At 57.9% G+C, this 25,380-nt stretch carries 36 protein-coding genes and 1 other RNA gene; 5 read left to right on the top strand and 32 right to left on the bottom strand.

Annotation, left to right across the window (positions count from 1 at the left end; all coding sequences use genetic code 11):
* Positions 1-94 precede the first annotated feature (94 nt).
* The 23 genes from FRH_RS17735 to FRH_RS17625 all read right to left on the bottom strand — a co-directional run bounded on the left by FRH_RS17735 (position 95) and on the right by FRH_RS17625 (position 10,986).
* Entirely contained in the window at positions 95-643 is a 549-nt protein-coding gene (locus tag FRH_RS17735) for a DUF3486 family protein (RefSeq protein ID WP_281997381.1), read from the bottom strand.
* A 3-nt stretch (positions 644-646) separates the two neighbouring features.
* Positions 647-955 (bottom strand): hypothetical protein, encoded by a 309-nt coding sequence (locus FRH_RS17730; RefSeq protein ID WP_058577592.1) that lies wholly within the window; start codon positions 953-955, stop codon positions 647-649.
* Positions 952-1,293 (bottom strand): DUF2730 family protein, encoded by a 342-nt coding sequence (locus tag FRH_RS17725; protein ID WP_281997380.1) that lies wholly within the window; start codon positions 1,291-1,293, stop codon positions 952-954. Before FRH_RS17725 ends, FRH_RS17730 begins: the two co-directional genes overlap by 4 nt.
* A gap of 9 nt (positions 1,294-1,302) precedes the next feature.
* The gene (locus FRH_RS17720) at positions 1,303-1,599 is read right to left on the bottom strand and encodes a hypothetical protein (protein ID WP_281997379.1); all 297 of its coding nucleotides are present in this window, start codon (positions 1,597-1,599) and stop codon (positions 1,303-1,305) included.
* Positions 1,596-1,949, bottom strand: coding sequence for a hypothetical protein (locus tag FRH_RS17715; protein WP_281997378.1), 354 nt, complete (start codon positions 1,947-1,949; stop codon positions 1,596-1,598). Before FRH_RS17715 ends, FRH_RS17720 begins: the two co-directional genes overlap by 4 nt.
* A complete protein-coding gene (locus tag FRH_RS17710) occupies positions 1,943-2,596 on the bottom strand; it encodes a transglycosylase SLT domain-containing protein (protein WP_281997377.1) in 654 nt (217 codons plus the stop codon). Before FRH_RS17710 ends, FRH_RS17715 begins: the two co-directional genes overlap by 7 nt.
* The gene (locus FRH_RS17705) at positions 2,593-2,745 is read right to left on the bottom strand and encodes a hypothetical protein (protein WP_281997376.1); all 153 of its coding nucleotides are present in this window, start codon (positions 2,743-2,745) and stop codon (positions 2,593-2,595) included. The genes FRH_RS17710 and FRH_RS17705 overlap by 4 nt, the downstream gene beginning before the upstream one ends.
* 1 nt (position 2,746) lies before the next feature.
* Positions 2,747-3,061: a putative holin gene (locus tag FRH_RS17700; RefSeq protein ID WP_281997375.1), complete on the bottom strand. Its 315-nt coding sequence runs from the start codon at positions 3,059-3,061 to the stop codon at positions 2,747-2,749.
* Positions 3,062-3,201: 140 nt separating this feature from the next.
* On the bottom strand, positions 3,202-3,555 hold the full coding sequence (locus FRH_RS17695) for a hypothetical protein (protein ID WP_281997374.1): 354 nt from the start codon (positions 3,553-3,555) through the stop codon (positions 3,202-3,204).
* A gap of 11 nt (positions 3,556-3,566) precedes the next feature.
* Complete coding sequence (locus FRH_RS17690; RefSeq protein WP_281997373.1) at positions 3,567-3,980, bottom strand: Mor transcription activator family protein; 414 nt, start codon at positions 3,978-3,980, stop codon at positions 3,567-3,569.
* The gene (locus FRH_RS17685) at positions 3,967-4,389 is read right to left on the bottom strand and encodes a regulatory protein GemA (RefSeq protein WP_281998178.1); all 423 of its coding nucleotides are present in this window, start codon (positions 4,387-4,389) and stop codon (positions 3,967-3,969) included. Before FRH_RS17685 ends, FRH_RS17690 begins: the two co-directional genes overlap by 14 nt.
* Complete coding sequence (locus FRH_RS17680) at positions 4,389-4,790, bottom strand: hypothetical protein (RefSeq protein WP_281997372.1); 402 nt, start codon at positions 4,788-4,790, stop codon at positions 4,389-4,391. The genes FRH_RS17685 and FRH_RS17680 overlap by 1 nt, the downstream gene beginning before the upstream one ends.
* Positions 4,791-4,798: 8 nt before the next feature.
* An RNA gene (locus FRH_RS17675) (hammerhead ribozyme type II) lies at positions 4,799-4,874 on the bottom strand.
* Entirely contained in the window at positions 4,873-5,088 is a 216-nt protein-coding gene (locus FRH_RS17670; RefSeq protein WP_281997371.1) for a hypothetical protein, read from the bottom strand. Before FRH_RS17670 ends, FRH_RS17675 begins: the two co-directional genes overlap by 2 nt.
* On the bottom strand, positions 5,085-5,321 hold the full coding sequence (locus tag FRH_RS17665) for a hypothetical protein (RefSeq protein ID WP_281997370.1): 237 nt from the start codon (positions 5,319-5,321) through the stop codon (positions 5,085-5,087). Before FRH_RS17665 ends, FRH_RS17670 begins: the two co-directional genes overlap by 4 nt.
* Positions 5,318-5,476 (bottom strand): hypothetical protein, encoded by a 159-nt coding sequence (locus FRH_RS17660; RefSeq protein ID WP_281997369.1) that lies wholly within the window; start codon positions 5,474-5,476, stop codon positions 5,318-5,320. The genes FRH_RS17665 and FRH_RS17660 overlap by 4 nt, the downstream gene beginning before the upstream one ends.
* A 2-nt stretch (positions 5,477-5,478) precedes the next feature.
* Positions 5,479-6,111, bottom strand: coding sequence for a DUF3164 family protein (locus tag FRH_RS17655; protein ID WP_281997368.1), 633 nt, complete (start codon positions 6,109-6,111; stop codon positions 5,479-5,481).
* Positions 6,112-6,113: 2 nt separating this feature from the next.
* Complete coding sequence (locus FRH_RS17650; RefSeq protein WP_281997367.1) at positions 6,114-6,518, bottom strand: hypothetical protein; 405 nt, start codon at positions 6,516-6,518, stop codon at positions 6,114-6,116.
* On the bottom strand, positions 6,515-7,162 hold the full coding sequence (locus FRH_RS17645) for a hypothetical protein (protein ID WP_281997366.1): 648 nt from the start codon (positions 7,160-7,162) through the stop codon (positions 6,515-6,517). The genes FRH_RS17650 and FRH_RS17645 overlap by 4 nt, the downstream gene beginning before the upstream one ends.
* Positions 7,159-7,542, bottom strand: coding sequence for a hypothetical protein (locus tag FRH_RS17640; RefSeq protein ID WP_281997365.1), 384 nt, complete (start codon positions 7,540-7,542; stop codon positions 7,159-7,161). The genes FRH_RS17645 and FRH_RS17640 overlap by 4 nt, the downstream gene beginning before the upstream one ends.
* Positions 7,539-8,174 (bottom strand): hypothetical protein, encoded by a 636-nt coding sequence (locus FRH_RS17635; protein WP_281997364.1) that lies wholly within the window; start codon positions 8,172-8,174, stop codon positions 7,539-7,541. Before FRH_RS17635 ends, FRH_RS17640 begins: the two co-directional genes overlap by 4 nt.
* Positions 8,175-8,176: 2 nt before the next feature.
* A complete protein-coding gene (locus tag FRH_RS17630) occupies positions 8,177-8,896 on the bottom strand; it encodes an ATP-binding protein (protein ID WP_281997363.1) in 720 nt (239 codons plus the stop codon).
* Positions 8,897-8,937: 41 nt separating this feature from the next.
* Positions 8,938-10,986 (bottom strand): DNA-binding protein, encoded by a 2,049-nt coding sequence (locus tag FRH_RS17625; protein ID WP_281997362.1) that lies wholly within the window; start codon positions 10,984-10,986, stop codon positions 8,938-8,940.
* A gap of 89 nt (positions 10,987-11,075) precedes the next feature.
* On the opposite strand from FRH_RS17625, the gene FRH_RS17620 reads away from it, so the two are divergent.
* The gene (locus tag FRH_RS17620; RefSeq protein ID WP_281997361.1) at positions 11,076-11,567 is read left to right on the top strand and encodes a hypothetical protein; all 492 of its coding nucleotides are present in this window, start codon (positions 11,076-11,078) and stop codon (positions 11,565-11,567) included.
* Between the two features lie 56 nt (positions 11,568-11,623).
* Here the strand turns inward: FRH_RS17620 and FRH_RS17615 are convergent, their stop codons facing one another.
* Together FRH_RS17615 and FRH_RS17610 are read right to left on the bottom strand one after the other, a co-directional pair.
* Positions 11,624-12,061: a hypothetical protein gene (locus tag FRH_RS17615; RefSeq protein WP_281997360.1), complete on the bottom strand. Its 438-nt coding sequence runs from the start codon at positions 12,059-12,061 to the stop codon at positions 11,624-11,626.
* A 2-nt stretch (positions 12,062-12,063) separates the two neighbouring features.
* Positions 12,064-12,402, bottom strand: coding sequence for a helix-turn-helix domain-containing protein (locus FRH_RS17610; RefSeq protein ID WP_137093648.1), 339 nt, complete (start codon positions 12,400-12,402; stop codon positions 12,064-12,066).
* Between the two features lie 167 nt (positions 12,403-12,569).
* On the opposite strand from FRH_RS17610, the gene FRH_RS17605 reads away from it, so the two are divergent.
* Positions 12,570-13,283, top strand: a complete 714-nt coding sequence (locus FRH_RS17605; protein WP_281997359.1) for a helix-turn-helix transcriptional regulator — start codon at positions 12,570-12,572, stop codon at positions 13,281-13,283.
* Positions 13,284-13,505: 222 nt separating this feature from the next.
* Here the strand turns inward: FRH_RS17605 and FRH_RS17600 are convergent, their stop codons facing one another.
* The 3 genes from FRH_RS17600 to FRH_RS17590 form a co-directional block, all read right to left on the bottom strand.
* Positions 13,506-13,955 carry a CAP domain-containing protein gene (locus tag FRH_RS17600; protein WP_281997358.1) on the bottom strand — a complete coding sequence of 150 codons (450 nt, stop codon included), beginning with the start codon at positions 13,953-13,955 and terminating at the stop codon, positions 13,506-13,508.
* Positions 13,948-14,436 carry a pyridoxamine 5'-phosphate oxidase family protein gene (locus FRH_RS17595; protein ID WP_139527050.1) on the bottom strand — a complete coding sequence of 163 codons (489 nt, stop codon included), beginning with the start codon at positions 14,434-14,436 and terminating at the stop codon, positions 13,948-13,950. Before FRH_RS17595 ends, FRH_RS17600 begins: the two co-directional genes overlap by 8 nt.
* A 138-nt stretch (positions 14,437-14,574) precedes the next feature.
* Entirely contained in the window at positions 14,575-17,823 is a 3,249-nt protein-coding gene (locus FRH_RS17590) for a PAS domain-containing protein (RefSeq protein ID WP_281997357.1), read from the bottom strand.
* A gap of 221 nt (positions 17,824-18,044) precedes the next feature.
* Between FRH_RS17590 and FRH_RS17585 the strand changes: the two genes are divergently transcribed.
* Both FRH_RS17585 and FRH_RS17580 read left to right on the top strand, forming a co-directional pair.
* The gene (locus FRH_RS17585; protein WP_281997356.1) at positions 18,045-18,266 is read left to right on the top strand and encodes a DUF333 domain-containing protein; all 222 of its coding nucleotides are present in this window, start codon (positions 18,045-18,047) and stop codon (positions 18,264-18,266) included.
* Positions 18,267-18,434: 168 nt separating this feature from the next.
* The gene (locus tag FRH_RS17580; RefSeq protein WP_281997355.1) at positions 18,435-20,120 is read left to right on the top strand and encodes a GGDEF domain-containing protein; all 1,686 of its coding nucleotides are present in this window, start codon (positions 18,435-18,437) and stop codon (positions 20,118-20,120) included.
* Between the two features lie 7 nt (positions 20,121-20,127).
* Here the strand turns inward: FRH_RS17580 and FRH_RS17575 are convergent, their stop codons facing one another.
* From FRH_RS17575 to FRH_RS18585, 4 genes are all read right to left on the bottom strand, one after another.
* On the bottom strand, positions 20,128-21,141 hold the full coding sequence (locus FRH_RS17575; RefSeq protein ID WP_281997354.1) for a potassium channel family protein: 1,014 nt from the start codon (positions 21,139-21,141) through the stop codon (positions 20,128-20,130).
* A gap of 9 nt (positions 21,142-21,150) precedes the next feature.
* Positions 21,151-22,101, bottom strand: a complete 951-nt coding sequence (locus FRH_RS17570) for a cation transporter (RefSeq protein WP_281997353.1) — start codon at positions 22,099-22,101, stop codon at positions 21,151-21,153.
* Positions 22,098-22,727, bottom strand: a complete 630-nt coding sequence (locus FRH_RS17565; RefSeq protein ID WP_281997352.1) for a transporter substrate-binding domain-containing protein — start codon at positions 22,725-22,727, stop codon at positions 22,098-22,100. The genes FRH_RS17570 and FRH_RS17565 overlap by 4 nt, the downstream gene beginning before the upstream one ends.
* 257 nt (positions 22,728-22,984) lie before the next feature.
* On the bottom strand, positions 22,985-23,146 hold the full coding sequence (locus FRH_RS18585) for a four-helix bundle copper-binding protein (protein WP_348773464.1): 162 nt from the start codon (positions 23,144-23,146) through the stop codon (positions 22,985-22,987).
* Positions 23,147-23,604: 458 nt separating this feature from the next.
* Between FRH_RS18585 and FRH_RS17555 the strand changes: the two genes are divergently transcribed.
* Entirely contained in the window at positions 23,605-25,275 is a 1,671-nt protein-coding gene (locus FRH_RS17555; protein ID WP_281997350.1) for a PAS domain-containing methyl-accepting chemotaxis protein, read from the top strand.
* Positions 25,276-25,380 lie beyond the last annotated feature (105 nt).

Below are 25,380 nucleotides of genomic sequence, written 5' to 3'. Positions count from 1 at the left end.
TTCAAGAACCCTCGAATAAGTGCGGCCACCACAATTGCATAGCCAAGGCTGTCACCAGCCTTAACGATGGCCTGTGCAATGGTGAGTTCGTCCATTAGGCAATCCCCAGGATGTCGCGCTTGATGGCGTCGATGGCTTCGCGGCTCATGCCCTGAGTCGCCATGCTGGTCTCGGCTTTTTCCGCTGCCTCTCTGGCCACTTCCACCCGCAGCTCCTTGGCCCATTTCTTCTGGCTCAAACTCACGCGCCCAATATCGGCCAGCGCTTTGGTCACGCTGCCGAGCTGCTTGGCAGCTTTGGCGGGGTCTTCTTCGGCTTTGCGCATGGCGATAGAGATGCGCAGGAGCTGGTCTTGCACGATGCGGGCGGTGGCGTCGATCAGGTGGCCGCTTTCGTCTTCGCCGTCGCTGGCCATGGCGCGGGCTAGCTCGGTGGTTTTACGCACGTCGCCCATGGCTTCTTCGAACTCCTCTTGGAGATCTTGGCCATAGCGATGCACTGAGCTTTTGGAAACGTTATAACCGCGCTCACCTAGCCACCCGGCTAACGCTTCATAACCTTGGAAGCCGCTGCTGACGAGCTTTTCGTTTAGCTCTTCGCGCACCTCTTGTGGAAGGTCAAACACCTTATTGCGTGGCGGCATGGCTCATGCTCCTGGGCGCGGTTTGGCGACGCCAGGTACATTGGCGAGGCCTTCGGCACAGTCGGCACCGCGAGAGGTGAGGGTCACGATCCAGCCAGCGCGGGGCTGCTGGGCAATCACCAAGCCTTGTTCTTCCAGCCAGGCAATATCGCCGTGTAGCTTGTCGCGGCTGATGTGGTGGGCATAGGCACCTTTCAGCTCATCGTTCAGGCTGTATTCGTTGGTCGTGAACTGGCTGCGGCGCGACAGAATCCGCAGGATGCCCAAGCGGCGGCCCTCGGTTTCAAAGTCAGAAAAGTGTTGCCCGGTCATGAACGGCCCCCTTGGTTCAGCAAATAGTCGTTAATGCGATTGACCTGCACCGACGTGCTTTTTTGGTTAGCGCTGATCTCCGCCAGCAGTACGTTGGTGCGAGCCATTTGCTCCTGTAGCTTTTCGATGTCTTCGTGATCGGGTAGGCGTTCCACTTTGTGCTCCAGGTTGACCACTTTCTTCTCAACGCCATCGATACGATCATTGGTGCCTTTAATCGCGGCTTGGCTGGCGCGGTGCTTGTTCAGCCAGTAAACGTAGGCCGCCATGAGCGCGGTGAGCAGTGCCTGCATCACGTCGAAGATCACCTTGGCGGCTGACCAGTTGATGAGTTCCATTGCGTTCCCTTAGTCGGTTTCTTCTTCGTCGTCTGCCATGGCTTGGCAGCGGGTTGAGCGTTCACGCACACGGGCAACCTTCAGCCAGCCGCGTGAGCCCCATTGGTGGAGTTGGGTGATGTAGAGCGCGACATCTTCTTGTGTGTAGTCGCCCACCGGTGGGCGTGGCACGCTTTCTGGCTCGGTCGTTCCGGCAGAGGGCGCGCACTGATACACCCGGATGGTGGGCGCAGGCGGTGGCGTGGGTGGCATAGATTCACACGCGGCAAGCGCAGCGCTGGCGGCGAGGATCACGATGGTTCTCATTGCAAAGCCTCCAGCGTTGAGCGCAGCACTGGGGCCACGGGGCCGTTGTCGCTGGCGGGGGCGCGGCGGATGCGCTGGCGCAGGTCGTCGTAGTCTTCCGCTTGTTCGGCCAATGCTTCTTGAAGCGCTTTAATCTCAGCCTCTACGGCACGGCGTTGGCGCTCGACGTCGGCCAGTTCATCCATGGCAGCGAGTGTCTGTTGGCGCGCCTCTTGGGTGCGCTGCTCGGCGCTTTCTGCTGCCTGACGTTCGATGGCCACCATCTCTTTTAGGTGGTTGACGTAGATGTGCTGAAACCACAGCCCCAGCACCAGCGCGCCGATCAGCGCGAGGATGGCCTTGTTCAACATGGCGCACCCCCTTGCCAGCCAGCGCGCTCATAGCGTGGCGTGAGATCAAGCAGGATGTGGCGCACGTAGTGGCGGTTTTCGCGCCGTGCCCAGCTAGCGCGGCTGGTGTACTGCTCGACGCTGCCAAACCACACGCGGGCATCGTCACCGGCGGCGGTGGCTAAGCGCCTATCGCGGTTTACCCAGCCGAGGCCGCCGTTGTAGGCGCTGAGCGCGAAGGCCCAACGCTGGCATTCGTCAGCGGCGCTGCTAAGCCGCTGCCAATGCCAACGGTTGTAACGCGCTTGGGCGCGCATGGCCCAGGTAGGGGAATACGGCGCAGCGCGGCCTAGGTCGGGGTAGATCTCGGCAATCCATGCGGAAGTAGACGGCATAAACTGCGATAGCCCTTGCGCACCCACCGGGCTATTCACGTTAGGCCGCCAGCCGCTTTCCTGGTGGATTTGCGCGGCATGCACGGCCACGCGGCCATTCATGCCCCATTCCTGCTGCACGATGCGCGTTAGCTCGCGCTGGTAGCCGTTCGCCGCGCTAGGGATCTGGGCGTGTGCGGGTTGGCAGAAAGAGAGGAGTAGCAGCGTGGCCAGCATTAGGCAGAGCGCTATCCAGGTGCCGCATTCGCGTAGGTAGGCTTTGAGATTGTTCATTCGGGCCGTTCCTCTCTGAGCCCTGACTCCACTTGAGCCAGCAACTGTTTCAGGCGCAGGTACAGGGGCAGCACGCGAGCGCCAGGCGGCAGCGCGTCGATCTGCGCTTTGACGCGCTCGGCTTCTGCGAGCAGCTCAGCGGTGCCCATATCAGACCCCTAGGCCTAGCGCCAACAGAGCAGCGGCAATAATCAGGGCACGGCGAAGCATGAGCAGCTCCCATAGGGTGCGCTCTTTGGAGTCGCGGTCGGGGTTGAAGGCGTCTGGGCGGGCGTAAGGGAATATTGAACGGTCGATCCAGTAGCCGAGGTAGGCACCCCAGCACAATTTGGTGAGCGACCAGAGCAGCACGCCGAGTTGGTGCGGATATAAGAAGCTGACGACCAAGGTGGTGATGATGGCGAGGATCAGCCAGGGGCCAATGCGGAGTTTGTCGAGAAGGTTGTGGCGGGTTTGGGGTTTCACGAAGGTGACCTCAAGCAGGTGGGCGTAAGCACAATGCAGTGAGGTTCAGGATAGGGCGGCGGGGTGAGGCGTCGGGATTAGCGGGAATTAAAGAAAACAACCCGCCGAAGCGGGTTTGTTGGGAGTTCAGGCAGGCTGCGTTATCGCAAGTGCAGCTCTGCCATTGTATTGATGTACTGCATGCTTTCGTTGAGCCGGGAGACGGTGCGTTGATGCATTTCCAAATCCACAATGTCTGCATCGCCGTACGCGTCGTTACCTTCGCTGGCTAAGCGATTGGCAAATTGCGCATAGAGAGCCATGTGACTTTCCATGTGGCTATAGAAACGATCGCATCGCTCCCCGTACTCTTGTTGTACTTCAACTCTACAGAGAGCGGCTAAATCAGCAGCTACTTCAGTGGAAACTTTGTACTCTGAAAATGATGGATTAGCTTGCGCTGTAGCTGTCGTGGTGGCCAATAACGCCAGTGCGACTCCTGCAAGTGCTTTCATGTTCTCCTCCCTTAAAACAACCCAGGCTGGATGCGGTTGCGGTGCAGTGCCCGCTGTTCGGCCAAGATCTTGTAGATCTGGATTACGTTCTTATCGTAGCGCCGTGCCAGCTCGGCGTGGTTGCTGCCGTTAAACTCGCACCATATTTGGTGGTCGCGCAGCGCTCGGTCGAGCTGGTCGCCTTTGGCTAAATAGAATACCTGCCCGCCGTGGTAATACGCCAGAATTCTTAGGGTGGAAAACGCTAGGCGTTGGGCGATGCGCGGCTCCAGACCTATCTCGACGTATTCCGCTTCGATCACCTGCAGCATGTCCACCAGTGACTGTGGCCAGTGGCGGGCTAGCTCTGGGTCGGGCAGGCGTTCTAGGGCATCGGCGGGGATCTTATCGAACCCAAAATCGAGGTTGTCGTCATTTGAGGTCATAGGGGTACCGTCCTTGCCGTTTGGCGTCGATGATGAGCCCGGTCATCAGGCGGTGTAGCTGGTCATCGTCTAACCAGTCCACTCGCTCAACGTCGAACATCCGCTTGGCCATGTTGTCGGCGTAGGCCCATGGGCGCTCTGCATGGGTGAGCATCGCTTCAATCTTGCTCATCACGTTCTGGCGTGAGCGCGGCGGACGCGGTGCCTTCCGGCCTGCTTTCTTGGAAGGCTTGGGCTCAAAACCGAGGCGGCGAAACTCGTGCATAACGCCGCCCACGGTGCGGTTTGTTAGCGCTTTGGCACTGCTCACGCCAGCGGTGCGGGCGAGGATGGCGCGGTAGTCTTCATCACTCAGGCCCAACTGCGCCTTGGCGATATGGATCTGGGCCAGCTTGCCTTTGCTGATCATCACGCTACCTCTTCGGCCTTGATCTCAAGATCTGGAAAGTGCTTCTTTAGATGAGCCACCACAGCGCCTTCCGTGCCAAAGGTGGGCACTACGCCAACGACCCGAGGCGTGACCATGCGATCGGCTTCTTTCTTGCCAAACGCCCGCTTCGCATGCGCATACACTTTTTTGCGATATGCCGCGCGCTTCATTGGCCGCCAGAATCGCCCTTCGGGATACACTGGCTTTTCATCCTTGGTTTCGGTCCACTTACCTTCCACCGCGCCATTCACGTAGACGATCACGAAGATCTTCTTACCGTCATGAGCCTTTTTCAGCGTCAGCTCGTAGCCATCGGCCAGTAGCTTTACGGCACCGCCCAGGTGCCGTAAGCGCTCTTTGATATCTGTCCACTTATCCATTTCTCTCCCCTTGGCTGCTCATCAGTGCCGGGCCACCACGCCCAGCAGACGCCCCCTCTTCACAAGAGCGGGGGCGTTTCGCTTAGTGGATGGTTGTTTGGGTAGTCGCGTGTGCGTCTTGCAGCTCCAGCGCTTTGGCGATGGCCAGCATTCCCAGTAGGGCTAAATCGCCGGCCTTTTTCATCTGTGGCGACTCGGGTTTATCGCCATTGAATCCGGCGTATACCGTGAATCCGCCAGCTTCGTTGGGCTCAATCGTGATCATGGCCTGGGTGCTGGTTTTGGTTGGCTCGCTCATGCCACACCTCGCTGGTGGGTGATGTGATAGCGGTACTGGATGCCCGCCAGTGGGTCTGCATCGCGCAGGTAGTCGCTGCGTACGTTGACCTTTGGGCCGTACACCTGGCGTGCGACGGTCAGCGCCGCTTCGCGATGCGTGGCACCCGTGGCACGCTTGCCGCGCAGGGTGGCGACATATCCGCCCATGGCGGCGCTGACGCGGATCGAAGACGCATTCAAAACGGTGCTCATTGGGTCACCTCGTCGGTCATGTTCTCGCTCGCCCAACGCCATGCGGAGTGCTTCCATTTGCGCGGCGGTGGGTTTGCCTTGAGCCACTGCTTGGCCTGCGCGGCACTGATGCCGCGTTCTTGTAGCTGGTAGAAATAGGCGCACTTGCTGGGCATGGTTAAACCCCCGCGATATCTAGGCTGATGGGCTGGTATTGGTCGGTGCTGCCGACGCGCTCATAGATGCGGATGTAGCTTTTGGAGCCTGTCACTTGCACCGCGTCACTAATGGCGTCCATCGCCTTCAGCCAACGCTTGTCCTGAATGTTTAAGCGTCGCAGCCCCAGCACTTGGCCGGTGCGGATGTTGCCCGCTTGGTCGACGCGGAAGGCGTCTTGAACGATGGTGGCCACCTCGGGGCGGGCGTCGGTTGTCCAGTCGCGCAGACAGTCTTCGATCAGCCCTTTGGCAGCCTGTAAGCGCTCATCGAAGGTGATGGTCTCGGAGATGGCGCGCAGCACCTTGTAGCGGCCACAGAAGGAAACGAGCTGCACGTTGCCTTTCTTGCCGCCGATCTGAACGTCGTACTCCTGGGCGGAGGTCTCGATGAGCGCGGCGATCTCGCTAAACACATCGGCTTTGAAGTCGCGTAGCTGGTCGCGAAGCTCGGTGGCGCGGTCGACGATGGAGAGCACCAGTTCATCGCGGATCTGATCGATTTCTTTGATCTGGGCTTCGGGAATCAAGCGGCCCTTGGCATCCATGCGGAAGCCTTCGGGTACTTGCTGAATCTCTGTAGTGGCGGTGTTCATGGTTAGGCTCCTTTACGGGCAAAGTTGGCGCTGCGGTTACGGGGGTTGTGGCGGTGGTGGTGCATCGGCTCGACATAGGCACCGTTGCGCTGGCGTATGGCCTTGTTGTTGCCGATGCCCAGCAGGAACTCCTCCCACACGGCGTATTCACCGGGCAGCTCGAACGGCTTTTCTTCGGGGGCTTCAGGAGCCGCTGCCTGCTCTGCTAGGCCGGTGTCCCAGCGCTGCCAGATGCGCAGCACTGCCATTTGCTGCTTGGGTAGCAACGGCTCTGGCTCTAATGCCAGGCGCTCAAACTGCGTGGGGTTGATCAGGTACTGTGCGAGATCCACGCCGTGGCGGGCGATGCGCAGGGCGATGAAGCGGTCGGCGTAATGCTCGATATGGGCATCGCTGTACGTTCTCATGGCTGTTCTCCCTGACTGGCTGCCCCTTTCAGTAGGTCGCTCAGGCGCTTGGGGGCGTTGGCTTTTTCAGCGGCTTTGTCGTGTTGCGGCGGGCGCTGATGGGTAACGTGCGCTTTGCGCTGTGCTAACCGCTCATGCTCGGCAAGTACGTCATCGGTGGTGCGCTCGCGTAGGGGGGCAACGGCGGCGCGGTTTGCAGGCTGTTTGGCACTGCTTTGAAAACCGTTACGCGCTTGCTCTTCACGCTGCTTTTCCACGTCGGCGGCGTGGCGGTCGGCGCAGTTGGCCACTACCTCATAGAGGTAGCCGTGGCCGGTGAGCGGCAGGTTGCTGGGCGGGCGCTCTAGCAGTTGATCTAACGCCATTACCCAGACCTTGAGCGGGGCTTGGCGGGTGATGCCTTTGCGTTCGATCACTTCACTGGCGATGACGTCTTTCAGTTCGCTAAGCAGGCGGGCGCTTTTGGCGCTGGCCAGCGCACGCGATTTGGGCCGGAACATGCCGAGGTAGCGCACGATGCGACTGCTCAGTAAGGCGGGCATTTCCAGCGCGGCGGCCAGCGCCTGGTTGTGTTCGCCCTGGGTGACGAACGCGGCCATGTCGCCGCTCATGCCGCATTCGGGGCAGGTGGCTTTGAGGGTCATTGGGCTTCTCCCTGCTGGCGGTCGGGGTTGTTCGGGCAGGTTTGGCAGCTGCGCCATAGGCGCATGGCCATGGGGTTGTGGGTGGGCGCTGGGCGCGAGCGGTATTCGCGGCACTGTTCCACGCTGATGGTGCGTTCTTGTGCAGGGCAGTTCAGGCCGTCTAGCGCTTCCAGCACCTTCTTTTCGATGCTGCTGGTAGAAGGGCTGGGGTAGCGGTTAGCGAGTGCCAAAGAGACCGCGCTGCGCGAGACGCCGATACGATCACCGGCCATCTTGCGATTAGTGGCGCGCACTTCGTTGGCGAGCAGGGTGATCCAGCGGGGCGGCTCTTCGCCCCAGTTGGAAATATCCACGCTGCGGGTGCGGCGAATGGCGTTCATGGCTCACCCCCTTCGGTTTTGATTACGCGGGAGTAGATGACGGTGCCGGTATTCGGGTCGTACATCTCTTTCGTGCGGCGAATCTGCGGGGCCATGGGGCCGGTCCAGCGGCTGGGCACCAATCGGTAGCGACCCGGCACACCGGGCGAGGCGGGTGTCACAACGCTGAGGTAGTCAGCGCGCACCAGCATCGTGATGTATTCGTCAGCCGTCGTTTTGGCCACCGGCTGGTGAACGGTACTGGCGGCATCGGCCAGCTCTGCACCGGTGAAGTCGCCGATGATTTTGAGGGTGCGCCACATTTGCTCACGGCCTGGCGGTGGCGGGCAGGTGCCATCGCGGCGCACACGCGGCGCTTCTATGCCCACGTCTCGCAGTAGCGTGTATACGGCACGTTCGCCGGGGCGCTTACTGACATTGGTACGCTCTATGTAACCACCGGCGGCTAGGTTGCGAAGGTAGTCGACAATGCGGTGTTGCTTGACGCGGCGAACGCACTCTAGCCCCATCGCCGTTTGAATACTGGCCATGGTGATGGGCGCATCGGCATCGTTGAGCTGGCGAATAGCGTCCCAAATGTATTGGCGTGGCGGCACATCACCGGCCATGGTGGAGGGTTTCTTCTTGGACATGCTTAACCCCTCCGCGCCGGTGGTTGGCCGGTGTGGATGTCTTGCTCGCTCCACTCGCGTAGGCCCACTGTCTTCCAGCCTTGAGCGCTGGCTTCGGAGTGGATCTGGTAGAGGTTCACCGCCACACGGCGCAGGCAGCCTTTGACGCGGTTGTTTATGGCGTCCAGCAGGTCGTCTTCGATGGTGATATCGGGGTAGCTCTTGGCGGCTAGGGCACACACGTCGTCTAGGCTGGCCGCTTGGGCGGGCACCCATTCCAGTACGCGGTTATGCAGGCGCTCCAGGCGAGCCATGGAGGCAGGCACGCGCTCTTCACCGATCAGAATCAGGGTGCCTTGGCTGGCGTTATAGATGTCCGTTAAAACGTTGGCGGCGGCTTTGTCGATGACGTACTGAACGTCATCAATAATCAGCGGGCGGCCAGAGCGGGAGAGCTGCTCGGCGATCTGGTCGACCATCTCGCTCAGCGTCTTCATGGGGATGATGCCCATCTCGCGCAGGATGGCGACGACAAAGGCTTTCTTCGTCCAGCTTTCGCGGCACTCGACGTAGTAGGCGCGGTGCAGGTTAGCGGCATAGGCGGCTGCTAGGCTTTTGCCGTAGCCGCTGGGGCCGTACATGACGACCAAGCCAGGTAGTTCTGGTGGGCGGTTGGCGGCGCTTTCGACAGCGGCGGCCAGTAGGCCAACGTTGGTGAGTGGTACAATGGTGTTGACGCTCATAGTGCTTCCTTATCCAAGGTTGGGGTGTCGTGGGCCGTGGTCTAGACGGCCCGTCGGTTGCGGGCGGGTGACAGCCCGCCCGCTTCCATTACGCGCTGGATGGCGCGGAAATCGTTGTGGTGCTGGTAACTGTCGTGCCACTGGCGTGCCTGTTCGGGCATGTCTTCGTTCTGCTGAAGCTGGGCATCCAGCTTTTGCCAAAGCCGATAACGCTCGACTTTGTTTTGGGGTATCTGAAAGCGTGTGCCTTGATCGGCCAGTTGCTTGGCATAGGCGCGGCCTTGGGCTGCCTGCTTTTCGTCTGATTGACGGGCGGCGGGGGTAATCGTTCTGAATTCCACATCGCTGCCGGTGACCACCTTGGCTTTTTGCACCAAGCGGTTGAGCTGGCCTTTTTCGCGTTTTTCGGCGGCGCGTTCGATCATGCTGGCAGGCATCGCGGGGGTGGCGTTGCCATCCAGCTGGGCATCGCCGAGGTATTCACCTTCCAGGGTGAAGATGCCGACGCAGCCGGTGTCGCGGTAATCCCAGGCCACGCGGATCTCTTCGCCGTGGAAGTCGCGCAGGGCATCCATGAAGTAGACGCCGCCATTGATGCGCACTTCGCCACGGTTGGTTTTGCGCACTTCTTGTGGGCGCATGAGCGAGGAGACCACATCACTGGGTGCGGTGAGCGCCTCAAAGCCTTCGGCCTCGGCACTTTTCCAGGCTTCCATGGGGCTTTGGTGGCGCAGCTTTCCGCTGTCTAAGTCGCGCACTTTGGGCAGCCCTTTGTGGGGCCGGTGGTTATAAACATCCAGGGCGTCGTTCAAGCGCTCGAAGAACTCTTGAAACGTGGGAATAAACGCGGGCTTTAACCCTTGTTTAATATCGCGGCGGCTTAACTTGTGCGCTTTGGTGGCGGCTTCTTTATCCATATCTGCGCCAATAAAGCTGGGCATCTCTTTAGCCAGTTTCACCAGGATGGTTTGGTGGGCACGTTCAATGACGCCGCGTGCCTGGGAGTTGTAGGGCAGTGAGTGGGTAATGCTGCCACCCAGGCGGTCGACCACTTCGTAAACAGTGGCGTTGTCAAAGCCTGAACCGTTATCGACGTAAAACAGGTTGAACATGCCCACGCGGCTCACGGCATCGCGCAGGGCATCCAGCGTGGCCACGGTGGATTCGGCAAGGTTGAGGGCAAAGCCGACGATGCGCCGGGTGCCCCAATCGATGATCAACGTGATCTCGGGCCGGAAAGCCTGGCCGGTGAGTGGGTTGATCACTTCGGCGTCGAAGGTGTGGCCATCCGCTACCCACACATCGTTGGGCAGTAGCGCGTCGCTGGTGCGGCGCTTGAATGGCTGGAGCGCCTTCAGCTCATGCGCGCCCATGCGGCCACGCTCACGCGCTTCGGGTGAAAGCTTCGCAAGCCAGCGGCGCACCTGATGTATAGAGGGATGCGGTGGCTCGGTTTGTTCGACCAGCAGCTGGTAGGCCGCTTCTACGCTGGGCTTCTGCGGTTTCTGGTAGCGCTTGAGAAAATCTCCCGCCCACGACGGCATGCTCATATCCGCCTTGCGGCGTTTGGGGGCGAGGCCGCGTTCACCGTGCTTGCGGAAGTCAGCGATCCAGCGCTTGAGAGTGCGCTCGCTAAGGGAGCGAGTTTCTGTTTTACGGTCGTTGGCCAACACCACCCGTTCTTTTAAGTAGGGCGTTAGATCGTTCTCCCTCGCGTGGGAGACTAACGTTTCGATAGCGCGCTGCTGGCTGACCATCTTGCTCATGCGTTCGATCTCGCGGACGAACGCAACGCGGGCACCCATTACTTGGCGCTGGGCATCGGTGAGTTGCTGCTGGCCTGGGCGCTGCTCTTCTTGCGGCGGCGCTACGGTGCTAGCAGGCGCAGGAGCAGCTTGGTCGGCCTGTGCCAACAGCAGGGCGTTCTGGGTTTCTTTGGGTAGTACGGCGAAGGCGTATTCGTAACCGCCGCCACGTCCCATACGTTTCTGTGCTTCCCAGCGTTGAGTATTGGCTTTGGCCTTAACACCCTGAACGGTGCCGGGCATGCCTGGTAGCCCGGCCAACTCTTTGGCGGAGTACCAGTTCATACACGCCCCCGCTTGAATAGGCGGGCGTTGCACTCTGCGGTAGATTGGGAGGTGCGACCCAAACCCAAACCACCCTTAGAGGAACGCCCATGAAACTGCTTGACCGAGTTGACGGCTTGATGGCTTTTACAAAAGCAACCATTGATATCGCCAGGGGTGGAGGTGACCCGGCCACTGTGGTTATTGCTCTGCGTGAGCGTTTGCAGACGCTGAGAGAGGATCTGTTGACGGTGCGCGAGGAGGTAACGACGCTTCGTGAAGAAAAACGTGAACTTGAGGAACGGCTCGCTCAAAGAGCGGAGTTTGAGAGCGAGCGCCACATGTACACGCTGGTAACGCTCGAAACGGGGAGTGTTGTATATAAACGTGACGGCCTTGGCCAAGGGGCAAATAGCAAGCCAGTTTATTTTTGTGCCCACTGTTTCGAGAAACGCAGACGCTCGATCATCCAAGTGAATAAACCAGGATTTGGCGAGGATGGCGCTTATTGCCCTGAATGTAGCGCTACTTTTATTCTCCCCAACGATAAAGGAAGAGGTGAGTCCTTCATTTTTAGTACAGAACGCACACGTGGGTTTTGAGCGCCAACTTTCTAAACGTGACCAATATTGTTGGTACGGTTTGGAGGGATGAAATGTCATTTCTCTTCTCCCATTAGCTTCTTCAGGCGACGTAGATCCGCATTTACACGCTCTTGCACACGCGAGAGCTTTCCGTACTCAGCTGCCAAAGCCTCACGCCCATACGCCACCCGGCCACCGCGCAAATGCACGAGCCAATCGGTAAAGGCGTGGCTTTGGCACACCTCTTCCAAAAGCGGAATGCGGTAGAAAGGAATGTTGTGGTCGGCGCGGCCTGGGCTCGACCACGCATCCAGCATGTGCTTGGAAACGTCGTCACCTGAGAGGCGGCTCATTTGCGCGGCAATCTCGTAGCGGTCTACCGGGCACTCTTTCAGCACTACCCCTACTAGCTCGCTGACCTGGGAGGCATAGTTACCGCTGCCTGGCGTAGGCACGACCGGTACCGGCACTTCGAAGATGTCTAGCGTTAAGTCGTCTTTGACACGGCGCATGGTTATGCCCTCCGGGCCAATTGACGATGCGCGATAGCGTTAGAGCCGCTATCATGCAGACTTAATGTTGATGCGCTCTTTTCCGCTCGATTGGGGCGCTGACGGCAGGGGGTGCCATCGTTGTTCCAGCGCTCAGGCCAAATCACTGCAGGCTTGAGATCTAACGCTGCTGCGATAGCTCGTTCCATACGTGGGTAGGGCGTGCGCTTTACGGATGCCAGCGTTCCCAGCTCTACGCCAAGGCGGCGAGATAACTCCGCCAACGTAAGGCCACGAGAACGGATCTGATATTTGATCCACTCCCATCGCGCCGTTGGGTTGGTAGGTATGTCCAGTTTCATAGCGTCACTCCGTGGCGTTTTTTCTGGCTGTCTAACCCTCACTTGTGAGTAAACATAACGCTATTCGGTTAGGTGATCAAGTCGGATAGAGGTTTTTAAAGTTCTTTTCGACTATCAATTTAGTCGAATATGGTTAATTTGCTGATGTTTCAAGGACTTGGCTAAAGATGAAAGTTGAAAGCTCAGATAGCCCAACGCTTTCAAGTTCAAAGAAAGAACTTGAAAGAGATGAAGCGTTTATCGAGCGCCTGCGTAGTCTTGCTGAAGCCCATGGGAGTGTTAACGCTTTAGCGAAAGCGGCTGGTGTATCGCAAAGCGGTTTGCAACGCTATCTGAATGGAGGTGAGCCTAGTCGGAAAGCGCTTATCGCAATCGCGGTTGCTGGTGGCGTTTCATTAGAGTGGCTGGCAACAGGAAGCGGTGAGTCAGCGATAACTGAGGGTCATCAAGCAGAAGTGCTTGGCATGGAGGACTACGCCTTTGTGCCGCTGTATGACGCACAGTGCAGCGCCGGGGCGGGTGCCTGGAATGAGAACTGTCGTGTGCTCACGCATATCAGCTTCACGCGCTACTCATTGCGTAAGCAGGGGCTGACGCCGGATCACCTATCAGCGATCCGCATTGACGGCGATAGCATGGAGCCGGTACTGCACAGCGGTGATACGGTGCTGATCGATCACACGCGCACCACGATTGAGGGCGAGGGTATCTATATCCTGCGCCTGGATGGACACCTCTACGCCAAACGGTTGCAGCGCAACTTTGATGGGGTCGCCATCATCAGCGCCAACAGCGCGTACGACAAGGTGACCGTGCCGCGTGACCGTCTGGCAGAGCTGGAGATTATCGGGCGGGCTGTTTGGTCGGCTGGGTGGTTGTGAGGCTGTGCCAAATATCTAACGAAAGAGGCCGCTCCACATAGGAACGGCCTCTTTTTCAATTTGCGCATCTTTGGCACTGCTGGTGTCTATCTTGCGGGCGCTTTATACTGGCTTCCTGCATGTAACTCTCTGAATCTATGGCGCTAAATTTCGCCGCTCGTCCCACCTTATCCCTCTTTGTTGTTTATAGTCCCACATTAGGCCGCTGTGCCATATCTCCTGCTAACCCACACCTGGGCTTTCGATCCAGCTTTCGATGGCTGCGTCGGCGGTGGTGTGGCCAGCGGCGATGTTCTCGCCAATCCTTCGCCACCTATAGCCGTGCTGAGTAGCGCGATCACTCATGCTGCTGCCGCCTTGCCCGGTATGGCTGAAGTAGTCGTTCGTGGCCATGTCGTCGGCGTGAGCTTGGGCGGCGGTGGTGAGCGAGCAGCTCCAAGTAAGGGGGCTAGCGGCATCGAAAGAGCGTTCGCCGCATTGGCGGGCTTGGCCTCGAGCTTGGTTGACGCGGTCCAACATCGTTTGCTGCCGTTCGGTGGGAGCGCACGCTTCAGACGTGGGGGATGCCTCATTGGCGGATAAGGCGGGCGCATGCGTTATCCAGACCGTTGCCATCCACGCGATCGAACAAAGCGCCCGGGCAGCCGGGCGCTTCATGAACGGCTTATCCACCGAACTTCTCGTTTTCGCCCAAGTTGGGTGTGGCGTCTTTTTTGAGATTGGCTTTGGCGATTTCGTACAGCTGGAACGTTTTGCTCTCTTTGGCTTTCCAGTGCTCACCCATTTCTACTTTCACTTCCAGTAGGGCGACATCAGGGTCGTCTTTGCCTTCAGGGAACCAAGCCGCGACGAAGGGGTTCCAGTACTTGTCGATCAGCTCACGGTCGTCGATGACGTTGGCCTTACCGGATAAGGAGACGTAGACACCGTCGTCTTGGTCCGAAAAGCTAAGACAGACATCGTGATCGCTTTTGGTTTCCAGTACTTTTTCAGCACTACGGCGAGTATAGAACCAAAGCGTGCCGTCGTAGTCGTCTTGCACGAGGTGCATGGGGCGGGCGCGTGGCATGTCATGGTCTAACGTCACCAGCATGCCGACTTTGATATCCTTGATCATTTTCCAGATTTTTTGCTTATGCTCTGGGCTAGACATGGCGTCACTCTCCTTATGAATGGCTAGCAGTGGGCGATTGCCAAGCGCCTCTTTCTGGGGCAATGCTTATGCAAAAGCTAATAGGATTCGTGCGGTGTTGTACAAATCCTTTCATTAGCCTAGCTGCCATTGAGGAGATCAGCAAATCCGCTCTCCGGGGAGTTCGATAATGAATTCGCCACCGCCGCCCTTGGCATCTCGGTAGTACACCTCGCCCCCCAGCTGCTGGGCAATTTCTCGGGTAATGGCGAGCCCCAAGCCGGTACCGGGGAGCTTGCGCGTGTCACTAGCGTCCGCTTGGGAAAAACGCTTGAAGAGGTGGGGTTGAAAGTCGGGGTCGACACCTGGTCCGTGATCGCGGACGCTAATGTTGACGGTTGACTGTTGGTGCGCAACGGAGATTTCGACCGGACGATCTTTCGGCGTGAATTTGACGGCATTCGACATCAAGTTGGTTAGCGCTTGAATCAGCCGTGGACCGTCGACGTTGACGCGCACCTCTGGCCACTGTGGCGTGGCTTCAATACGGACCCCGTGCTGCTCTCCGTACCCGGCCATGGAGTCGATCGCCTCTACCACCAGCGGGGTCAATGGCTGCGCGGCCAGGTTCATGGGCATTTTGCCTGCCACCAATTTCTCCATATCCAGCAGGTCGTTGATGAGCGTGGCAAGCCGCTGCACGTTGCGCTGGGCGGTTTCCAACAGCGCATTGGCGGGGGCGGGCAGTTCGCCCACGACGCCGCCTGCCAGAAGCCCTAACGAGCCATTGATGGAGGTGAGCGGGGTGCGCAGTTCGTGGCTCACGGTAGCGATGAACTGATTCTTCATCTTATCCAGCCGTCGTCGCTCGGTAATGTCCTCTATCAGTGACCAGATGACGGGGCGCCCGTCGGGGTCATGGCTCAGCATGCCCTGCAAACGAACCGGGTAGCGGCTGCCATCCTTGCGGATGTACTCTTTTTCGAAAGGCCCGTAGCGGCCCTCGTTTTTGAGGCTCACGAGTACTTGCTCTTCCATGGCTTGGTACTCTCGGGGCGTAAGGTCCCAGTAGCTGAGCTTGACGAACTCGTCGCGGGTATAGCCGGAGGGCAGCGTCAAGGCGTCGTTGAGATCGATGAACTGCCCGGTCTCGTAATCGTTGAGCGCAATGCCAATGGGAGCAAACTCAAAAAGGCCTCTAAGACGACTCTCGTTGCGCTCCAGGGCTTTTCGTGCCAACTCTTGTTCATGGATATCGTGCAGGTAGCCATGCCATAGCACGCTGCCATCGGCGAGCCGCTCTGGCCGCGCCTGACCGGCTGTCCAGCGGTACACGCCCTGATCGTTTCGTACGCGATACGTGGCATGCCAGTCCCCGAGCGCGTTGGCGGAATGCTGTATGGCGGACGCCACGGATGCCAGGTCGTCTGGATGGATGCGCTCGAAGGCGGGAGTGGCGTCTTGGGCCGCCTGTTTGGGCGTCATGCCGTAAAGGGTTTGAATTTGCGGTGAGCTGAACGGGAACGTGGGCCGTCCGTCGGGAAACTGTCGGTACTGATAAATGACGCCAGGCAGTTGCGCCATGAGCTTGGTAATCCGCTCGTTGCTCAAACTGTTGGTCAAGGTATCAGCCAGCCAGCGGGCGAGTAGTCTTAGAAACAAGGTTTCGCTTTCATCAAACTCGCTGCCCCGGGGTGAGGCTGAGGAGAAGTTGAGCGTACCGAACACTTGGCCCTCCACTTCGATGACGATGGCGGCATAGGCGCCAAGAGGAAAGGCTTGATAACAGGGGTGAGCATGAAATTCACTGTTGGCGACATTGGCGATAAACAGCTCTTTTTTCTGTCCGGTGAAGAGTAGTTGGCACCAAGTGCTGCCTAAATCGAAGCGCTCACCGGCCGCCAGTGGCATGCCGGGGGCGCACTCTACCCATCGAGCGGTGTATACCTCGCCCTCGATCTGGCTGAGGATCGCTAGGTCCAAACCGAGATAGTGACGCGTCGTATGCAGTGCATACTGAATTTTGGCATCGAGGGTGTCGAGCGTATTGAACGCGATATCGTTGAGCAACAGCAGCGCATCGTGGTGTTTGCGAAGCTGCACGCGGGCTTCGTGCTCACGGGTAATGTCGACGATGAACCCTTCCATGATCAAGGGGTGTTGGGCATCGCCTGTCACCCAGTTGCCGCGCTCTTCGACCCAGCGCCAACGGCCATCGCGGTGGCGTATCCGGTACTCAATATGCCAACCTTCGCTGGCGGCGCGGGCGGTTTCGATCGCGTCGCCCACGGCGGCGGCATCGTCGGGATGAATGATGTCGGCATAGCTGAGGCACGCGTTATTGATGAGTTCTTTCGCGGTATGGCCGCTGACCTGGTCGATTTGCCCGCTGATGTAGAGCATGGTCCAGTTCTCATCCGGTAAGCAGCGATAGGTCACCCCGGGCATGTTGCTCAACAGTGACGCAAACTCATCCCGGCTGGCTTGCAAGGCCTGCTGCGCCTCGATCTCGTGGGTGATGTCGGTATGGGTACCATACATCAACAGCGGCTGACCCTCTGAGGTCCAGTCGAACACCTGCCCGCGGTCGTGCACCCACACCCAGTGGCCCTGCTTGTGACGCATTCTTGCTTTGCAGCTATAGCTTTCCGTTTCCCCTCGAAAATGCGCATCGAGTAGGGCGGCGGAGTGAGCCAAGTCGTCGGGGTGTGCAAGGTCCAACCACGTATTGATGGTGATGGGGCAGAGCTCTTCCAGCGTATAGCCAACGATCTGTGCCCACCGCTCGTTGAAAACGGTCTCTCCCGTTTGTACGTTCCACTGCCAGGTGCCGACGCCGGTGCCTTCGATGACCAATCGGGCACGGCGCTCGCTTTTTTGCAGTGCCAGCGACAGCGCAGAGTGAGATGCGTGGTGACCGATATCGCCCTGGATCAGTGCCTCTATCGTAGCGGCGATGTCGTGAAGCAGCGCAATCTGTTCTTTCGTGAAGACTCTTGGAACCGTGTCGAACAGGCAGAGACAGCCTGCCGAGCGATCTGAAGACGTAGCCAACGGTATCCCGGCAAAGAAGCGGACGAAGGGGGCGGCCTGAACCATGGGGTGATCGGCGAAGCGGATATCCGCCTGGGCGTCCTCGACGATCAAACAATCGCTTGGAAAGAGCGCATGGCGACGAAATGTGTGTGCTAACGCGGCTGCGCTGGTTTCCGACAGGCCCTGGCTCGTCGCGAGCTCCAAGCGGTCATGTTGACGTAGATAGACTTGCACGATGGGCACGCCGAACACCTGTTGCGCGAGGCGCGCCACACGCTCGAAACGAGGGGGCTTGCCATCGTTCAAACCGTGGTCAACATTCGCTTCTAACGAAGGTGCAGCGCGGCTTATTGAGCCCTGGGGTGTTTTCATGGCGTGACCATCGAGTGACCTACTGAAAGTGTGCAAGGGTGACGACGCGCTAGCCGATGCGCTTAAATTTATATTGGTCCGTCAAGCTGCCTTCACAGCATAATGGCTTATGGTGGTGGGGTGTAGAGAGAGACGTGGCTTGAGCGTCGTTGAGATGTGAAAAATTGTGGAGCGCCGTTTGGCGGGCCTGATGCGGCGAAGTAGAGTGAGGAGTACCACGAATGAAACATAGCGTCTTAATAATGATGGTGGCGTTAGTGGGCTGTGCGGGAGGAGAAGGCGCTGATATGCAGACGGCGGCTGCGGCGTATTGCGTCAGCCTGGGCGGCGAGCGCCTCACCCGCGAAAGCGCTTTCGGAACGGGACGTTACTGTCGACTGCCGGATGGCCGGGTCGAAAACGAGTGGCACTTATATCGAACAGAGCGATTGGATAATGATTAACGCCACCACCGAATAGGCGTTTGAAACGCATCAAACGTGCTATCAACGCAATTTTGAGCGTATAAGGTTAGTGTCAATAAAAAAATAGGGTGAGCTGGTGGGTCACGCCAGCTAGGGGATCGGATGGGTACGTTCAACGTCTTGTTGCGCTTTTTTTGCGTAGGAATAATGGCTGGCTTGCTGTTGCTGTCCGGTTCTTCGGCCTACGCTAGCGCGCCTGCACCGCTGACCGATTGGGAGTATCGCTGGGGAGATGCTTCTTTAGAGGATGACGCGCCTTGGAGCCCCATCGATTTTCCTTCTAACCCCCCGGAGCGCAACGGCCAGAAGTCCGTGTGGTTTAAAACGGTCTTGCCAGAGGGAGAGTGGCGTGACCCGGTGTTGCACATTACCAGCATTAACTTGGTGGGGCAGATCTACCTCGATGGCACGCTGATTTATCAGCATGGCGATATGGAGGCGCCTCGTTTCATCGGTTGGCCGTGGCATTTGGTTCCGCTGCCGGAGAATTCGGCGGGCAAGACGCTGGCGCTACGTGTCCACTCCGATTACACCAGCATCGGGCTGTGGGGCGATGTAGAAATCACCGATCGTATCGATGCGCTGAAGGGGATGCTCCACGCTTCGGTACAGGACCTTGCGGTGAGTGCCTTCAGCCTGCTACTAGCGACGTTGGCAGCGATTTTTGCCATGATTGGGCCTGAGCGTCGGGGCTTTTTCGCCATCGCGCTGTTTGCGTTTTCGTCAGGGTTGATGCTGTTGGCAGAGACCCCCGTTCGGCAGCTGTTGGCAGACGCGCCGCTTACCTGGGACATTTTAAGAGCCGCCAGCTACTTTACACTGCCCATTGCCATAGGCTTGTTGCTGAGCCACTGGTTGGATGGTGTACCAAAGCGCTGGATGAGGCGTTTATGGCAGCTCCATTTGGCGTACCTCGTGGCTTCGATTGGTCTGGTCGCACTTGGCGTGGTGAACTTGGCACTAACGTTCCCCATATTCGATGTGCTGCTGTTGCTCACGCTCCCCCTCATGCTTCTGCTGGCGCTGCTGCGAGTGCGTCGTTTGAATTTGGAGCAGCGGCTGTTCGTCACTAGTTTCCTGCTGTTTGCGCCACTTCTGTTGCTGGACATGTTGGTGGCGCACGAGCTGATCCCTCGGCGCGATGTGCCACTGAGCTATGGGGCGTTGGGCTTCTCTTTGGCTATCGTGGGGATTTCGCTGTGGCACTACCGTCATACGCAGCGTCAGCTTGCTGCGGCCAACCAGACGCTAGAAGCACAGGTGACGGCGCGAACGGCAGAGCTAGATACCTTGGTCGAGCAGCTCAAGGGGCTCTCGCTTCAGGATGCCCTGACCGGCCTCAATAACCGTCGCCATTTCGACACCTTGCTACATCAGGAAATGGCGCTCGCGCAGCGTAAGGGAAGCCTGCTCTCGCTGCTGATGATCGATATCGATCATTTCAAGAAAGTGAACGATAACTTTGGCCACGACGCTGGCGATGCCGTTTTGATCGAGGTCGCGGCGCTGTTAAAGAAGCATTTTCGCGGTACGGACGTGGTGTGCCGGTTGGGGGGCGAGGAGTTCGTCGCGCTCCTACCGGGCACCGGAACGGCCGAGGCGCAAACGCGTGCCGAGAAACTGCTGAAGGCACAGCGTAACCAAGCGTTGAGTCACCTTCATCAGCCGCTTGGGCGCATTACGCTCTCTTGCGGAATCGCCACGTATCCGGCTCACACCATGGACCCTAAAAGGCTACTGCGCTTAGCCGACACAGCGTTGTACAAAGCCAAGAATAACGGCCGCGACCGTTGTGAAGTATGGGAAGGGGCCGTGTCGTCCAGCGAGCAGTAGCTAGCGGCTATGATGACTCGTTTTGCCAGACGTTTGGCCATGCCCAGCCATCTTTATGCACGTAGGCAGCCAGTAACCGCTGTTGGCGGGTGGCAAGCTGTTGATGTATATCTTGGTGAGCGGCGGTGATGCCAGGCAATCGTTGGTACTCTGCTAGCGAAGGTAGCTCTGGGAGGGTAGGGGTAGGGTCGATGAACGCGCTGTCTAACGTCGCGAGAAAGTTTTCAAGCGTGACGATGCCCGTTTTAAGCTGTTGCCGCGTCGCGTGGTCGATATCGGGGCAAGCAATTCGTGCAATGACCAGCGCTTGATAGAGTTTCGCGAGAGCAACCGGTAGCGATTTTTGACGGTTAGGGTCGTGATAATAGTGCAAAATGGGATACGCCAGATGCTGCTGCCCCAACCGGCTAATGGCCTGTTGGAGTGGTTGTAGCTGCTGTACCAAGCTTGTGTACTTCCCATTATCATGGGTCGCGCGAAGAATTTGTAAGGGGCTATTGCCCAGCGCATGGATGGACAGCGCGACATGGCGTTTTTCGGTGACATTGGCCATGATGCTCAGCATATACGTAATGGTGAGCGTAAAGAGAAAAAAGCCGTTGGCAGCTGCCAGCGGTGGTGCAAGCCGCCAAGTGTCGCTGCCCGGAACGAAGTCGCCGTAGCCCAGAGTGGTCAATGTATAGCCCGCATAGTACAGGCGCTCGACATCGTTGGCAGGGGCTTTGGTCGTGGCGTTCACCACGGCGTCTTCGGTGCTGCAAAACAGTAGCCACCATCCGACTAGGGCAAGCAGCAGCCAAACGGTCATCAAACCTACGGTCAGCCAAGGGCCTGCTGCAGACAGTACGCGGTGGCAGCGATGACGTTGATGCAATGCCAGTAACAGGGTCCATACCGTGCTAATGGAGCGGTTGGTCAAAGGGCCAGAGTGAGAGGCAGACAGCGTCGTCTTGATGGCATCATAATTGGCAAGGGTTATTAGAAGAATGCCAACGATACCGAGCCAGTGATGTCCTATCATGCTCGCTTCCTAGTTCGAAGAATCGGATGGGGTGACACTCACCACCACTTCATAAATACGCCAATCATAATGATTCAGCATGGCCTCTGCCGAGGCAACGCGCTCGGCCAGTCGATGCGTATCGCGCGGGACAATGAACGCTTCACCGCTGAACACGTGTCCCTCTTCTCGTAGTCGAACGGCAGCGTCCAAGACCCACTCGTATCGTTTGAGTGCCGTTTCCAGCGACTCGGCTAACGGCTCGGGTTGGGTGTTCGACGTAAATCGCGGGCGGCGATCCAATAAATCACCCACGGCCTCTTTCAGGTTCACTACGCCGTCCTTGGTCACATCGATGGCGATGAGCGCTGCCGCTAGCGCATCTGCCCACCAGATACCGGCACCAATCCCCAAAATGCCGATGATCGCTGCCAAACCGGTCATCCAGTCCGCTTTGCTCATCTTACCATCGACATAGACGGTTTTTTCATGCACCTGTATGGCGGCTTTGGTCTGCAAGCGGCCAATCACCATGGGAGGAATCACGCTATAGATGAGGGCACCGATCATTAACCAGCCCATCCAAAACGTATGCCCAAAGAGCGAGATAGCGCCTACTGAGGGGTGCTCATGACTGATCAGTTTCATGATCGAATCCAGTAACAGCAAGCTTCCCATCAGGCTCAGTGCCGTGGCCGCGCATAAAAACGCAATCACCGTGGCGCGCTGGTAGCCGTAGGGAAAGGTATCGTTAGGGGGGCGGTTACGAAAATGCATGGCGATCAAGAATGCCACAGGAGGAATGAGCGATAGGATGTCCTCTATCCAGGCCGCTTTCATGGCTTGGCTGCTGCCTAACACCAGCCCAAGCACCAGAATGATTGAGACCCGAAACCCCAAGTTCCACCACTCCAGTCTCACCAAATAATCGAGCTGGCGCTGTTTGTCAGCAGGCATACGGTAGGGCTTGCGTATTTTCATTCAGCGGCCTCGACGCGTTTTAGCTGCTCATAGAGAGAGGATTGGGCATTGAGATGGCGTTGAAGCGCCAACATGAGGGCGTTTTCCCCTTTGGGTAGCGCCATCACATGGTGTTCGCTGGTGAGTCGATGAGCCGTTGGTCGAAAGCCATGGGCCTCTAACCACCATTGAGGGCCAGCTACCCAGCCCGGCGCGTCATGCACGCGCTCGGTGATCACGGGAGTCGCACCCAGCGCACGGATCGACTGCGTGACGCTATTGAGACGCGCCACGGCGATGTCTTGGCCCTCGAGGGCAGCGTCGCCCGCTGCGTGAGCGCTAGGGTGATGAGGCGCGATACCAATGACATGATGTGAGGTGAAGTACGGGCGTGTCGTGGCGGCTAGCTGAGTAAGACGCGTATTGTGAGTAAAGCCGCCGGCCACGATATCGAGCTGGTGGTGGTTGAGCGCTTTCAGTAGCTCGTTTTCACTGCCCCAGTGCCACTCGATGGACGCATCGAGGCTATTGGCAAACTGGGATAGAAGGCCGATGTCCACCCCTTTGGGGCCCGCAGCGGTAGCGATGACCCAAGGTGGGTTTTCCGTGATACCGATGAAGAGTGTGCCGCCCTCGATATCGCTCATTTTGCGTTCTACATTTTGGGGATAGCGACAGCCAACAAGCGTTAAAAAAAACGCTATACATAGGCATAGTGCGTAACTTTTATGTGACGATTTTTTTCTCACGTTGATGTAAATCTTAGTATTAAAGGGGCGGCTAATAAGCGGCTACTTTTATGTTTCGTTCACTACTGCATGATATAACGAACACAGTAGAAACAGCCGTACTGTTATCAGCACGGCTGAGCCATTGAAAGACAATGTCGTTAAAGGCGCGGACATTAAGCGGCAATGCTCGCACAGGCGTTGGCACACTGTTGGCAAGCTTGGGCACACGCTTGGCAGTGATCAGCGTCGTGTTTGGCACACTCGTCGGCACACTTTTGGCAAATGTCGGCGCAAAGTTGGCAGATGTCTTTGGCGTATTCGCTGTTTTGGGCCATGTAGGACGCCGCCAAGCGACAGATCTGAGCGCACTGAATATCCATGCGTATGCACTCGGCCATTTTGTGTACTTCATCCTCTTGAAGGCACTGGGTAGCGCACTGGTCACAATACGCGGCGCAGATATGACAAGCCTCGATTTTTTCCTTGAACGCTCCAAAATGCATCGTCAGCTCCTGTAGCCACTCTAGTCAACGAATGGGAGGTATTCCCTTATGGGTCGAGAGTTAAAGCTAGCCGACGATGAGACAACGTACCTGCAATGCCTCTAATTTTTAATATTGTTTAATTTTTAAATAAGGTTTTTTTAAGCATTGTATAGCTTATGTTGAGCCTAAGGGGGAATGTCAAATAATGTGACATGCTAGGTAACTACCGTTACTTTTTTTAGCGTCTGAGCCATAGTACGCCTACTGGGCTTGCAGGTGTAAAAAGTATTCTCCCAAAGGGGGTGGCAATGCGTAATAACGGCTATGTATCACAAACGAATTATCCGATTGAACCCGATGACTTCTTAATCTCCCGCACGGATATCAACGGCTATATTACGTATGCCAACCCGCGCTTTATCGAGGTGAGCGGCTTCGCCATCGAAGAGTTGATGAATGAACCGCACAATGTCGTTCGGCATCCGGATATGCCGCCCGAGGTGTACCGGGATATGTGGGCAACCCTGAGAGAAGGGCTCTCTTGGCAAGGATACGTCAAAAATCGCCGTAAAAACGGCGACCACTACTGGGTGCACGCCAATGTCGTGCCCGTCGTCGATAAAGGCGAGCTACAAGGCTACGCGTCGCTTCGCTCTTATGCGGGGGAAGAGAAGGCGCGCTATTTCGATCACCTGTATCGTCAAATGCGTGAAAACAACTGCCCCTACTATTTAAAGCGCGGCAAACTCAAGCGCAAAGGGTTGCGCGGCAAGTTGCCATCGTTTCAGTGGGAGGGAGTGAAGGCGCGCGTCGTTCTGTCGTCTTTGGCGAGCGTAGCGCTACTGGGGGGTGGCTTGTGGATCACGCAACGCTTTTCTCTCGAGAGCTGGTCTTTGGTTGTGCTTGCCCTAGTGCTGGCAAGTGCGATCTGGTCGGTGAACGCGTTGCTGCTAGGCTCCTTGAGTCGTTCGGTCGCATCGCTGAAAGACATTGCGCTGCAGCTGGCAGCGGGCAACTTGAACACGGTGATTCCTTCCACTCGCCGCCAATCGCTTCGTCAAACGCTGGAGGCACTTCAGCTCATGCGCCGCTCGCTGCTCTCTACCGCCAGTGATATTCAGCGCAATATGGACACCATTGGCCCGGTGGTGAGCCAAATTCTAAGCAATAACGCCAACATGGCGGATCGCCTGGAACAGCAAGCCTCCGCAGTACAAGAGACGGCTGCCAGCATGGAGGAGATTTCCAGCACCGTGCGTCAAAGCGCCTCGAATGCGCAGCTTGCGAGCAAGGCGGCCGATACCAACCTCGCCGAAGTGGGCACCGCGTCGCGCCTGACAGACGAGTTGGCTCAGGCCATGGACGCGTTGACCAAGCAGTCCGAACGGATGAAACACATGGTGCAAGCCATCGATGCCATCGCGTTTCAAACCAATATTCTGGCTCTCAATGCGTCGGTGGAAGCGGCGCGTGCTGGCGAACACGGACGTGGCTTTGCGGTAGTAGCCCAAGAGGTGCGAAAGCTATCCAATCAGACCGCTGAAGCGGCCAAAGAAGTGCAACGCATGATCGTGGACACCAATCAAAGCGTGCTGGAAAGCGCGTCTCATACGCGAGAAACGCAAGCGGCGACCCAGCGTATCCGACATGCCAGTCAGCGGGTCAACGACCTGATGGCAGAGATTAGCCGAGCGGCCAGCGAGCAGAGCGACGGCGTTGCCCAAGTAGGACTAGCCATTGCCGAGATCGACAGCACGACCCAAGCCAGCGCCTCGGATATGGAGAGCTACCGGCGGGTGGCCGATACGCTCAGTGGGGAAGCCGCCGCTCTGACCAACAGCGTCAACGCCTTCAGAACCTCACAAGGCGCGCAGCCTTTGCCAGCGCTACGCCGCTCGCAGCCGCTTGGGCGCTATCAGTCCGCCGCCAAAGCGCTGCCCTCCAAGCAGTCGTCAGCGGGTGAGTGGGAGCAGTTCTAGTCCTAGCTGTGACCATCGCGCCTTGGACTGCTCAACCATGCTGCCCGGGGTGCGATTTTCCTGACGATAACGGGTAAACTAGCGCCCCTTTAAACTGTGGTGGCT

It is taken from the genome of Halomonas sp. A020 (assembly GCF_027943625.1).
Lineage (GTDB): Bacteria > Pseudomonadota > Gammaproteobacteria > Pseudomonadales > Halomonadaceae > Vreelandella > Vreelandella piezotolerans.
The sequence above is the reverse complement of the archived record's forward strand: the minus strand, read 5'-3'. Positions and strand labels throughout refer to the sequence as shown.

Coding starts and splice junctions, on each gene's coding strand:
- FRH_RS17730 (WP_058577592.1), bottom strand. CDS start 955: ATGACCGGGCAACACTTTTCTGACTTTGAAACCGAGGGCCGCCGCTTG.
- FRH_RS18585 (WP_348773464.1), bottom strand. CDS start 23,146: ATGGCCCAAAACAGCGAATACGCCAAAGACATCTGCCAACTTTGCGCC.
- FRH_RS17615 (WP_281997360.1), bottom strand. CDS start 12,061: ATGCGCCGTGTCAAAGACGACTTAACGCTAGACATCTTCGAAGTGCCG.
- FRH_RS17640 (WP_281997365.1), bottom strand. CDS start 7,542: ATGAACGCCATTCGCCGCACCCGCAGCGTGGATATTTCCAACTGGGGC.
- FRH_RS17665 (WP_281997370.1), bottom strand. CDS start 5,321: ATGAGCACCGTTTTGAATGCGTCTTCGATCCGCGTCAGCGCCGCCATG.
- FRH_RS17575 (WP_281997354.1), bottom strand. CDS start 21,141: ATGATAGGACATCACTGGCTCGGTATCGTTGGCATTCTTCTAATAACC.
- FRH_RS17660 (WP_281997369.1), bottom strand. CDS start 5,476: ATGCCCAGCAAGTGCGCCTATTTCTACCAGCTACAAGAACGCGGCATC.
- FRH_RS17680 (WP_281997372.1), bottom strand. CDS start 4,790: ATGGATAAGTGGACAGATATCAAAGAGCGCTTACGGCACCTGGGCGGT.
- FRH_RS17590 (WP_281997357.1), bottom strand. CDS start 17,823: ATGAAAACACCCCAGGGCTCAATAAGCCGCGCTGCACCTTCGTTAGAA.
- FRH_RS17555 (WP_281997350.1), top strand. CDS start 23,605: ATGCGTAATAACGGCTATGTATCACAAACGAATTATCCGATTGAACCC.
- FRH_RS17670 (WP_281997371.1), bottom strand. CDS start 5,088: ATGAGCGAGCCAACCAAAACCAGCACCCAGGCCATGATCACGATTGAG.
- FRH_RS17715 (WP_281997378.1), bottom strand. CDS start 1,949: ATGTTGAACAAGGCCATCCTCGCGCTGATCGGCGCGCTGGTGCTGGGG.
- FRH_RS17630 (WP_281997363.1), bottom strand. CDS start 8,896: ATGAGCGTCAACACCATTGTACCACTCACCAACGTTGGCCTACTGGCC.
- FRH_RS17735 (WP_281997381.1), bottom strand. CDS start 643: ATGCCGCCACGCAATAAGGTGTTTGACCTTCCACAAGAGGTGCGCGAA.
- FRH_RS17565 (WP_281997352.1), bottom strand. CDS start 22,727: ATGAGCGATATCGAGGGCGGCACACTCTTCATCGGTATCACGGAAAAC.
- FRH_RS17625 (WP_281997362.1), bottom strand. CDS start 10,986: ATGAACTGGTACTCCGCCAAAGAGTTGGCCGGGCTACCAGGCATGCCC.
- FRH_RS17620 (WP_281997361.1), top strand. CDS start 11,076: ATGAAACTGCTTGACCGAGTTGACGGCTTGATGGCTTTTACAAAAGCA.
- FRH_RS17585 (WP_281997356.1), top strand. CDS start 18,045: ATGAAACATAGCGTCTTAATAATGATGGTGGCGTTAGTGGGCTGTGCG.
- FRH_RS17685 (WP_281998178.1), bottom strand. CDS start 4,389: ATGATCAGCAAAGGCAAGCTGGCCCAGATCCATATCGCCAAGGCGCAG.
- FRH_RS17605 (WP_281997359.1), top strand. CDS start 12,570: ATGAAAGTTGAAAGCTCAGATAGCCCAACGCTTTCAAGTTCAAAGAAA.
- FRH_RS17650 (WP_281997367.1), bottom strand. CDS start 6,518: ATGAGAACGTACAGCGATGCCCATATCGAGCATTACGCCGACCGCTTC.
- FRH_RS17705 (WP_281997376.1), bottom strand. CDS start 2,745: ATGGGCACCGCTGAGCTGCTCGCAGAAGCCGAGCGCGTCAAAGCGCAG.
- FRH_RS17645 (WP_281997366.1), bottom strand. CDS start 7,162: ATGACCCTCAAAGCCACCTGCCCCGAATGCGGCATGAGCGGCGACATG.
- FRH_RS17635 (WP_281997364.1), bottom strand. CDS start 8,174: ATGTCCAAGAAGAAACCCTCCACCATGGCCGGTGATGTGCCGCCACGC.
- FRH_RS17595 (WP_139527050.1), bottom strand. CDS start 14,436: ATGTCTAGCCCAGAGCATAAGCAAAAAATCTGGAAAATGATCAAGGAT.
- FRH_RS17725 (WP_281997380.1), bottom strand. CDS start 1,293: ATGGAACTCATCAACTGGTCAGCCGCCAAGGTGATCTTCGACGTGATG.
- FRH_RS17710 (WP_281997377.1), bottom strand. CDS start 2,596: ATGAACAATCTCAAAGCCTACCTACGCGAATGCGGCACCTGGATAGCG.
- FRH_RS17610 (WP_137093648.1), bottom strand. CDS start 12,402: ATGAAACTGGACATACCTACCAACCCAACGGCGCGATGGGAGTGGATC.
- FRH_RS17655 (WP_281997368.1), bottom strand. CDS start 6,111: ATGAACACCGCCACTACAGAGATTCAGCAAGTACCCGAAGGCTTCCGC.
- FRH_RS17720 (WP_281997379.1), bottom strand. CDS start 1,599: ATGAGAACCATCGTGATCCTCGCCGCCAGCGCTGCGCTTGCCGCGTGT.
- FRH_RS17695 (WP_281997374.1), bottom strand. CDS start 3,555: ATGAAAGCACTTGCAGGAGTCGCACTGGCGTTATTGGCCACCACGACA.
- FRH_RS17570 (WP_281997353.1), bottom strand. CDS start 22,101: ATGAAAATACGCAAGCCCTACCGTATGCCTGCTGACAAACAGCGCCAG.
- FRH_RS17690 (WP_281997373.1), bottom strand. CDS start 3,980: ATGACCTCAAATGACGACAACCTCGATTTTGGGTTCGATAAGATCCCC.
- FRH_RS17580 (WP_281997355.1), top strand. CDS start 18,435: ATGGCTGGCTTGCTGTTGCTGTCCGGTTCTTCGGCCTACGCTAGCGCG.